Here is a 3,113-nt window from a genome sequence, read left to right on the forward strand (position 1 = left end):
GTTATGTGTGTTCGAGTCTCTCAAATTTTCGCAATCAGAAGTGAAACATCTTCGGGTTGTGAGGTTAAGCGACTAAGCGTACACGGTGGATGCCCTGGCAGTCAGAGGCGATGAAGGACGTGCTAATCTGCGAAAAGCGCCGGCGAGGTGATATGAACCTTTGACCCGGCGATGTCCGAATGGGGAAACCCAGTGTGTTCCGACACACTATCGTTAACTGAATACATAGGTTAACGAGGCGAACCGGGGGAACTGAAACATCTAAGTACCCCGAGGAAAAGAAATCAACCGAGATTCCCCCAGTAGCGGCGAGCGAACGGGGAGCAGCCCAGAGTCTGAATCAGCTTGTGTGTTAGTGGAACGGTCTGGAAAGTCCGACGGTACAGGGTGATAGTCCCGTACACGAAAATGCACAGGCTGTGAACTCGAAGAGTAGGGCGGGACACGTGGTATCCTGTCTGAATATGGGGGGACCATCCTCCAAGGCTAAATACTCCTGACTGACCGATAGTGAACCAGTACCGTGAGGGAAAGGCGAAAAGAACCCCGGCGAGGGGAGTGAAAAAGAACCTGAAACCGTGTACGTACAAGCAGTGGGAGCACCTTCGGGTGTGACTGCGTACCTTTTGTATAATGGGTCAGCGACTTATATTCTGTAGCAAGGTTAACCGTATAGGGGAGCCGAAGGGAAACCGAGTCTTAACTGGGCGTTAAGTTGCAGGGTATAGACCCGAAACCCGGTGATCTAGCCATGGGCAGGTTGAAGGTTGGGTAACACTAACTGGAGGACCGAACCGACTAATGTTGAAAAATTAGCGGATGACTTGTGGCTGGGGGTGAAAGGCCAATCAAACCGGGAGATAGCTGGTTCTCCCCGAAAGCTATTTAGGTAGCGCCTCGTGAACTCATCTTCGGGGGTAGAGCACTGTTTCGGCTAGGGGGCCATCCCGGCTTACCAACCCGATGCAAACTACGAATACCGAAGAATGTTATCACGGGAGACACACGGCGGGTGCTAACGTCCGTCGTGAAGAGGGAAACAACCCAGACCGCCAGCTAAGGTCCCAAAGTCATGGTTAAGTGGGAAACGATGTGGGAAGGCACAGACAGCCAGGATGTTGGCTTAGAAGCAGCCATCATTTAAAGAAAGCGTAATAGCTCACTGGTCGAGTCGGCCTGCGCGGAAGATGTAACGGGGCTAAACCATGCACCGAAGCTGCGGCAGCGACACTATGTGTTGTTGGGTAGGGGAGCGTTCTGTAAGCCGTTGAAGGTGGCCTGTGAGGGTTGCTGGAGGTATCAGAAGTGCGAATGCTGACATAAGTAACGATAAAGCGGGTGAAAAGCCCGCTCGCCGGAAGACCAAGGGTTCCTGTCCAACGTTAATCGGGGCAGGGTGAGTCGACCCCTAAGGCGAGGCCGAAAGGCGTAGTCGATGGGAAACAGGTTAATATTCCTGTACTTGGTGTTACTGCGAAGGGGGGACGGAGAAGGCTATGTTAGCCGGGCGACGGTTGTCCCGGTTTAAGCATGTAGGCGGAGGTTCCAGGTAAATCCGGTACCTTTTAACGCTGAGGTGTGATGACGAGGCACTACGGTGCTGAAGTAACAAATGCCCTGCTTCCAGGAAAAGCCTCTAAGCATCAGGTAACATCAAATCGTACCCCAAACCGACACAGGTGGTCAGGTAGAGAATACCAAGGCGCTTGAGAGAACTCGGGTGAAGGAACTAGGCAAAATGGTGCCGTAACTTCGGGAGAAGGCACGCTGATATGTAGGTGAAGCCCCTGCGGGTGGAGCTGAAATCAGTCGAAGATACCAGCTGGCTGCAACTGTTTATTAAAAACACAGCACTGTGCAAACACGAAAGTGGACGTATACGGTGTGACGCCTGCCCGGTGCCGGAAGGTTAATTGATGGGGTTAGCGGCAACGCGAAGCTCTTGATCGAAGCCCCGGTAAACGGCGGCCGTAACTATAACGGTCCTAAGGTAGCGAAATTCCTTGTCGGGTAAGTTCCGACCTGCACGAATGGCGTAATGATGGCCAGGCTGTCTCCACCCGAGACTCAGTGAAATTGAACTCGCTGTGAAGATGCAGTGTACCCGCGGCAAGACGGAAAGACCCCGTGAACCTTTACTATAGCTTGACACTGAACACTGGTCCTTGATGTGTAGGATAGGTGGGAGGCTTTGAAGTGTGGACGCCAGTCTGCATGGAGCCGTCCTTGAAATACCACCCTTTAATGGCTGGTGTTCTAACGTAGACCCGTAATCCGGGTTGCGGACAGTGTCTGGTGGGTAGTTTGACTGGGGCGGTCTCCTCCCAAAGAGTAACGGAGGAGCACGAAGGTTAGCTAATCCTGGTCGGACATCAGGAGGTTAGTGCAATGGCATAAGCTAGCTTGACTGCGAGAGTGACGGCTCGAGCAGGTGCGAAAGCAGGTCATAGTGATCCGGTGGTTCTGAATGGAAGGGCCATCGCTCAACGGATAAAAGGTACTCCGGGGATAACAGGCTGATACCGCCCAAGAGTTCATATCGACGGCGGTGTTTGGCACCTCGATGTCGGCTCATCACATCCTGGGGCTGAAGTAGGTCCCAAGGGTATGGCTGTTCGCCATTTAAAGTGGTACGCGAGCTGGGTTTAGAACGTCGTGAGACAGTTCGGTCCCTATCTGCCGTGGGCGCTGGAGAATTGAGGGGGGCTGCTCCTAGTACGAGAGGACCGGAGTGGACGCATCACTGGTGTTCGGGTTGTCATGCCAATGGCACTGCCCGGTAGCTAAATGCGGAAGAGATAAGTGCTGAAAGCATCTAAGCACGAAACTTGCCCCGAGATGAGTTCTCCCTGAGCCTTTAAGGCTCCTGAAGGAACGTTGAAGACGACGACGTTGATAGGTCGGGTGTGTAAGCGCAGCGATGCGTTGAGCTAACCGATACTAATGAACCGTGAGGCTTAACCTTACAACGCCGAAGGTGTTTTGGCGAAGAGACGACACAAGTTTCAGCTTTGATACAGATTAAACAGAATTTGCCTGGCGGCTTTAGCGCGGTGGTCCCACCTGACCCCATGCCGAACTCAGAAGTGAAACGCCGTAGCGCCGATGGTAGT

General features: G+C 53.1%; 2 rRNA genes. Both read left to right on the forward strand.

Annotated elements, in window-relative coordinates:
* Positions 1–62: 62 nt before the first annotated feature.
* Positions 63–2,965, forward strand: a 23S ribosomal RNA gene (locus tag GM298_RS23185).
* Between the two features lie 70 nt (positions 2,966–3,035).
* Positions 3,036–3,113, forward strand: a 5S ribosomal RNA gene (gene rrf / locus GM298_RS23190); the annotation flags it as partial.

Origin of the sequence: Enterobacter sp. HSTU-ASh6, assembly GCF_026319105.1 — a bacterium.
In the GTDB taxonomy this organism is placed as follows: Bacteria; Pseudomonadota; Gammaproteobacteria; order Enterobacterales; family Enterobacteriaceae; genus Enterobacter; species Enterobacter sichuanensis.